The 6,698-nt window shown below is 58.0% G+C and carries 5 protein-coding genes; 4 read left to right on the plus strand and 1 reads right to left on the minus strand.

Going from position 1 to position 6,698, the window contains the following annotated elements; all coding sequences use genetic code 11:
• Nucleotides 1–126: 126 nt before the first annotated feature.
• Genes F8R15_RS20565 through F8R15_RS20575 form a run of 3 tightly spaced genes read left to right on the plus strand, consistent with a single transcriptional unit; the run spans nt 127 to nt 5,086 of the window.
• Nucleotides 127–351, plus strand: coding sequence for a hypothetical protein (locus tag F8R15_RS20565; protein WP_152845830.1), 225 nt, complete (start codon nt 127–129; stop codon nt 349–351).
• Nucleotides 348–3,884, plus strand: coding sequence for an ATP-binding protein (locus tag F8R15_RS20570; protein ID WP_152845831.1), 3,537 nt, complete (start codon nt 348–350; stop codon nt 3,882–3,884). Before F8R15_RS20565 ends, F8R15_RS20570 begins: the two co-directional genes overlap by 4 nt.
• Nucleotides 3,884–5,086, plus strand: coding sequence for a Wadjet anti-phage system protein JetD domain-containing protein (locus F8R15_RS20575; RefSeq protein ID WP_152845832.1), 1,203 nt, complete (start codon nt 3,884–3,886; stop codon nt 5,084–5,086). The genes F8R15_RS20570 and F8R15_RS20575 overlap by 1 nt, the downstream gene beginning before the upstream one ends.
• Before the next feature lie 443 nt (nt 5,087–5,529).
• Here the strand turns inward: F8R15_RS20575 and F8R15_RS20580 are convergent, their stop codons facing one another.
• On the minus strand, nt 5,530–6,027 hold the full coding sequence (locus F8R15_RS20580) for an Rrf2 family transcriptional regulator (RefSeq protein ID WP_216644158.1): 498 nt from the start codon (nt 6,025–6,027) through the stop codon (nt 5,530–5,532).
• A gap of 84 nt (nt 6,028–6,111) precedes the next feature.
• On the opposite strand from F8R15_RS20580, the gene F8R15_RS20585 reads away from it, so the two are divergent.
• On the plus strand, nt 6,112–6,698 hold a 587-nt coding region (locus tag F8R15_RS20585; RefSeq protein WP_253732829.1), incomplete at its 3' end, for a globin domain-containing protein.

Here is a 6,698-nt window from a genome sequence, read left to right on the forward strand (position 1 = left end):
GGCGGTGCCCGCTCTCGAAGATCTCAACTCCCAGCGATCTGAGAAACGCAGTCTGAGCATCCATTGCGAAACGCACTCCCATCTTGAGATGGGTATCACCTCGCAGTCCGCGCCGGCGCAGACAACGTGCCGCTCAGACACCGCTTACAGTTCATCGAAGACCTGACTTACGTCTCCGAAAGCGAAGGCGGAAAGAAGCCCACAAAGGAGCAAGCTGAACTCGACGAGGACGATCTGGTCCATGATCTCTTCAATGCGGCACAGGGCGAAGCAATCGAGCCTGCACCCGCAGACGAAGTTATGTTGGAAAAATTCGTCGATAATGCCGGTGGAGCAGGAGAAAAAGCATGAATCAGATTCAGGAAAACCTGTTCGAGCAACCGAGCCCGATCCGCCCGGAAACGTTCACCGGCTATCGCATCAAACGCATCGAGGTGCGAAACTTCGGCTCCTATCACGGGGCTCCCACAAGCTTCGACATGGAATGCGCCGGCTCCATCTTCGCAGGCGAAAACGGCGCCGGGAAATCCACAGCCTTCGATGCAATGAATGTCTGCTTCAACATGAAGCCTCGACTGAATGGGGCGGCCGCCGGTGAGAGCCGTGGGGGCAATGACCGGTCCGTCCCGAACTACTATCGCGGGATCGTCGGCGACAAGGAAACCGATGGTCGGGTCAGCAAGCACACGCTGCGCCGGTTCGGTGACCAGGAAACGTTCATGGGCATCATGGTCGTTTTTTCCAATGCCTCTGGTGAAAACTTCAGTGCTGGCCGACTGCTCTATATCGACGACGGCGGGAAGAACCACTGGCACTACATTACCTCCGAGCGCGCGCTGAGCCTGCATCACGACTTTCGCAGCTGGGAAACATCCGGGCGCCTGCGCACCCGCGGAGAACAGGACGGGTTTGATATCCATCCCAATTTTGACCTGTTCATGGGGCGTGTCGGCAAGGAACTTGGCCTTGGCTCATCGGCCCAGGCACAGCGAGCCTTTCGCCTCCTCTCCCTTGCCTCGAGCCTTCAGGTCATGGGGTCGACCACCCAATTTGTGCGCAGCTACATGCTCCCAGATGTCGATTTTCTCGGCATGGCCGAAGAAACGCTTCAAGCCATCGAGTCCCACGGCAAGGCGCGCGCCAAGATCGCACTGACACGAAAGCAGATCGCTGATCTCGAAAACATCTCGAGACAGCTCAACACGCTCGACGAGGCCTTTACCGAAGAAGTTCGCCTGCACAGGATCGAGCAAGGGCTCCCCTTGGTGCAATCCTACATGGAGCTTCTGTCCACGCGCCGGATGCAGCGCTTCTATGCGATGAAAGCAAACGCCGCGAAAACAGAGCACGAAGCTGACGAGAAGGAGGTCAAGCAACTCGATCAGGAAATCGACGTCCTCAATGAGGCGATCAAGGCCGCTGACGGTGACCAGATCGAATTTCTCGAGCGTGAACTCGACACGAAGATTCGCGAGAAAAACCGCATCACGGCACAGCGCACCTCGATCCTGGAAATCGCTATCGAAAGTGGGATGGAACCTCCTGTATCGGCAGACAAGGCGGGGTGGAAGAAAATCGAGAAACACCTCGCGACCTTGCCTGGGTTGCAGGAACAGATCGGCGAGATGCAAATCGACTACAACGAAATCGGTGGGCGCATCCGGCAATCGGAAAAAGACATTGAATCTCTCGAAGGCGAGATCGAGAAAGTCAGGAAAGCAGGATCGCCAATCCGATCGGATTTGCGCAATGCCCGCGAGGAAATCGCTCGGTCCTGCGGCCTTGAGCCTGACGATATGCCCTTCATGGGTGAACTGATGCAGGTCGAAGAAAAGAGCCGCGACGGGTGGGAGTTTGCAGCGAACCAACTCCTCGGCGCCATCGCAACGAAGATGCTCGTTCCCGAGAGCCGCTATGAGGCCGCGAAAGCCGCCATGGAGGCCTCCGAGGCACAGGTCCGAATTCGCCTCGAAGCCATGACCGAGGCACGGATTGGCAAGGAAGCGCAATCCAGAGCGAGAGTGTCTCTGGCTCGATTGGACAAACGCGCGATGGCGCACAAAATCGAACTGCGCGATCACCCCTTCTCGACTTACGTGCAAGAACAGCTCGCTCATCGGGCCGATCACCTGTGTGTGTCCGGCGAAGAATTTCCTCGCACCCGCGGCAAGGCTATCACCCAGCGCGCTTCGATCTCACATTCTGACACCAGTGCGGAAAAAGACGGGACGCGGTCGCGCAACCAGCGGTCCAACTACGTGCTTGGCTGGTCGGTCGAAGACCGGATCGCGATCCTGCAAGCTGAGATCTTGGCAATCGATGCAGATCTCGAGAAAGACAGACAGATGTTCGAAAACGTGGAGGGTGCCCTGAAGGCTCTCAACACCAAGCGCGATGTGCTGAACAAGCTATCGGGACGTATGTGCCCATGGGAAGAAGTCGACACGTCCCGACTCGCAAGTCGAGTCGATTATCTCCGTGAAGAATTGGATCGTATCCAGACCGACGATATGCGCAAACGGCGCGAGCGTTGCGCCGAACTCGAGACAAAGCGCGATGAGAAGAAGGAGCGCCTGAACAAGCTTGGGCATGAAATCATCCAGCGCGAAACCCAACTGACCTCCGCTCAGGAGCGTATCGGGGAAAAGGTCGATGACATGCGAACCCGGCGCGCCGCGGCCGAAGCACGCCTTACTCGCGACGACTACAAAACCATCCGCAGAGAGCTTCTGGAAAATATCGACATTCCCCCCGGTTGCGGCCACGCTCTCCTACGCGCCGTTCCCATGGGACAGGACAGTCGCATTCGCGGGATGTTCGAAGCCCTCAGTGTTGCCTATCGCGCGCGGATTTCGAATGGCCGTAAATCTCTAAGCCAAAAGGGCCTAAGTGCGGTCAAAGCCATCGATGAATACCTCGATACCTATGACGGCGAGCGCAACAAAGGCCTGACCAATCAGGTTCGCGGTGCCGATCTCGACGGCCATCATGAGCGAGAGCAATGGCGAGCCCGCCTCGTGGCAATCCGTGAACGCGAGCTGCCTGTCGCTCAGGAAGAAGCCGACAAATTCCGCCAGAACACCCTGCGAACGAACGTGATGGCCCTGCAAAGCAAGCTAAACACTTACGATCAGGAAGTCCGCATTATTATCGCAGGCGTGAACACGGTGCTGGAACAGAACATCTTCAACCCAAAAGCTGGGACGTTCGCGAAGATCCGTGTCGATCGTTCCAAGGACCAGGTCATCGTCGCCTTCGATGCCTTATTGAGCCAGGCTCTCGACCAACACACCGATCGCAGCGAGGCGGATCAATTCCAGCGCTACGCGGATATCGCCGATTTCCTCCGCGATGACGAAAAAACCCAGCAAAGAGACCGTCGTCAGCGCATCCAGTATCTGGCAAACCGCTGGGACGCGACGATCCGCGAATTGCGCATCGAGGAAAACGGCACTGAGCGGCTGGTGCGCCAGATCGACAGCGGGCAAAGCCTGTCCGGCGGGGAGCGTGAACGCTTCTCGGCGTTCATGATGGGCGTCGCCGTCAACACCGCCTTCAAGGCCTATGACGAGAGCGTGCGCGATCACTGTCTCCACACGATGCTGATCGACGAAGCGTTCAGCAAATCCGATAGCGAGACGACACGCGCCGCCATCCAGGTCCTCGAGGCCTTTGGGCTGCAAATCATCGCGGCGACGCCGATGTCCAAGATCCGTCCCTTTGAGCCGGTCGCGCGGACCATCTTCATGATCTCGCGCCCCGGCAACCTGCAGACCGCGACCACGCGAATGGAAGTGGCGACACTTAATTTCGGCAATCTCAGTGACGACGACAGCGATCTCGAAAACTTCAAGTTCGCGGCTGATGCCGAGGAAGTCGACTGATGATGAAGGTGCATGAACTGCAATACCCCGACGACCTGCGCGCAGATCTCAAACGCTCCCGCAAAGCCATGGGCTACCTTTGGGGGCACGACATCCAACAAGAGCCGGATGGTCCGCTTCTTGAGAAATCCATCAAAACCCGCGGCATGACCCGGGAATCCCCTCCCGAGGCCGTCTCGGAGATCTATGATTGGCGAGACGCCTGGAAGGTGGCCGCGAAAGCCTGCGGCGCCAATCTGGTCGAGACACGCAAGAATTTCGCCTTGGCCCGTGATCTTGCCTTCGTGCGCAAGATCTCCTTCGCCGATCGCACTCAGCTCGCGCGCTTTCTTGGAGACGATCACCTCGACAGGATGATCACGTTCGACGCCCATATCGCCTCTCTCAAGGCTCTCAAGGGTGCGTCTATCTGCAACGACACTCTCAGGGCTCTCCTTTACCGCCAGGCGCCTGAAGATCTCGATACTGTCCTCGCGCTTGCTCGATGGCGCCAGAACGTGAGTGACGAGGATCTCGCCGATATGTCTCTGCGCGAGCTTCCCGTTCGAGGGATGGACACCAAGTGGATCGAGCGGCACCGACAACTCGTTCTGTCTGTCTTTCGGGAGTTCGGTTGGATCGACGAGGCTGCCGAGAGCTTCGAAGGCAAGCTCGGCCTTTTCGAGGTCTCGAAGAGCATGGTCAAAATCCGCATTCACCCCTCGAGTTGCGAAGGCGGATGGGTCTCGAACATGGGCATACAACCACAGCTTTTCGCTGAAGCTCCACCACGGGTCTCTCGCGTTCTTATCGTCGAAAACGAGACAACACTCGATCGATTTGAGCCAGGCCCTGGCGACTGCATCATTTTCGGACAGGGCAAGGCGATCCTGGCCTATGCCAAGCTGATGCCCTGGCTCTCCCAGGTGGCCATTCTCTACTGGGGAGATTGCGACGGGCACGGCTTCGACATTCTCGACCGGCTGCGTGAGCAATTGCCTCATGTGCTGTCCTTCATGATGGATTGGGAGAGCGCTCAAGACCATCTCCAAATTGCCACGGCCGAGAACCCGAATGCGCGTGTTGCGCGTCCGATGCCCAATCTGACGGAAGGAGAGGCTCGCTTGCGTTCGTGTCTTTCTGAGCGCGGTGCGTTCCTCGAACAGGAGCGCCTCCCGCGTGCAACGCTTCGGCAGATGCTCGAACGTGCGCCGGCGGAGTAATTTGCGCCGAACAGTTTGAATAGTCCGGTTTATGGTGGACGTCTTTTTTGCCAATTTTGAGGTAAGGAGGCCATACGTTAATCCGTTCGCGTTGCGTTCGTGGATCTAAGTAGTTGAAATCAAACGTTTTATTGTCTCTGCGGCCGGAAGCTTTGCTCTGGGCGCAACAAATGTATTAAATTCAAACGCTTGTAAAAAATCGGGCCCTTAAGCCACCGCACTCGGGCAGGAGGCACTTTGCGTCATTGCCGGCGCGCACACCGGCCTGTTCTGCCGTTACCGACGCCCGAAGGGTTTGTCTGTAACCGCTATTCCGTTCGATTTCAGGTGCGCCTGACAGTGCAGAGGGTAAACCGGGTCGACGAAGAGTTCAGCCCATCGACTTAGCGAAGCTGACTGAGCAAGCGCCAGCCGAAACGGACAGGAAGCCCGGTGTATCAGCCTTACGAGATCGCCAGCCCGAAATCGCGCGGCGAGATCGCGATATCGGCAATCGTGTAGCTGTCGAGCGCCGCCAAGAAAGCCGCCCGGGCTTCCGCCAAGGGGGGAATCAAACGGCAGGACGCTGTGATCGTGCAATCGCCGCCGCTGCGCATACATTCGACGAGATCGAAATCCGTCTCCATGTGGCGCACAATTGTCCCGACGCCGATCTCTTGGGCGGCACGTGCAAGCCCCAAGCCGCCGGACCGACCGCGTTGTGCAGTCAGAAATTCGCCCCGGGTCAACGCGTTGACAACCTTCATGACCGTGCTTCGGGGCGCATGATAGGCCTCGACGAGATGATCGATCGTGAAACGGCGGTCTTTCATCGACGCCGCATAGATCATGACGCGCAAGGCAAGGTCCGTAGTGTCGTTCAAGCGCATTCGCAGATCTCTCCTGATCGGGCTCCCAAGCGACGCGTCTCGTATCACGAGGCCGGACAGAATGTCGCACAAGAAAAACATACCTGTGATTGGCATCTTAATTCGCGGGAGAATAGATGCGGATTGTTGGTATGTTTTATAACCCAGGAGACAATGATGGCCAAGCCGCTCTCGGAAAATACACTCGCGATCATCGAAGCCACTGCACCCGTCGTCGCCGAGCACGTCGATCAGATCGTGCCGGTCATGTATCGCAGGCTGCTCGCCGCTCCCGAAATCCGGGCGCTGTTCAACATGTCGCATCAACATGGAAACTCGCCGCAGCACAAAGCGCTCGCGGGGGCGCTGGTGGCCTATGCGACCCATATCCGGAATCCCGGGGTCTTGGCCGATGCGCTGGAACGGATCGCACAGAAACATGTCGGTTTGCAGATCCTCCCCGAGCATTACCCCCATGTCGGCGAAGCGCTGCTGGGCGCTGTCGCCGAGGTGTTGGGCGAGGCCGCGACCCCCGAGATCCTGAATGCCTGGGGCGAGGCCTACTGGTTCCTTGCCAATACGCTCATCGAGCGAGAAGAAGAGATCTACGCCGGTGCGGAAGAACAGGACGGCGGCTGGCGCGGGTGGCGGCGCTTCAAGGTTGGCGCGAAGGACAGCGAAACCTCCGAGATCGCGTCCTTCACGCTCTATCCCGTGGATGGGTTGCCTGTTCTCAAGCATCGCCCCGGTCAGTATCTGAGCTT

Origin of the sequence: Thioclava sp. JE_KL1, from assembly GCF_009296265.1 — a bacterium.
Lineage (GTDB): Bacteria > Pseudomonadota > Alphaproteobacteria > Rhodobacterales > Rhodobacteraceae > Thioclava.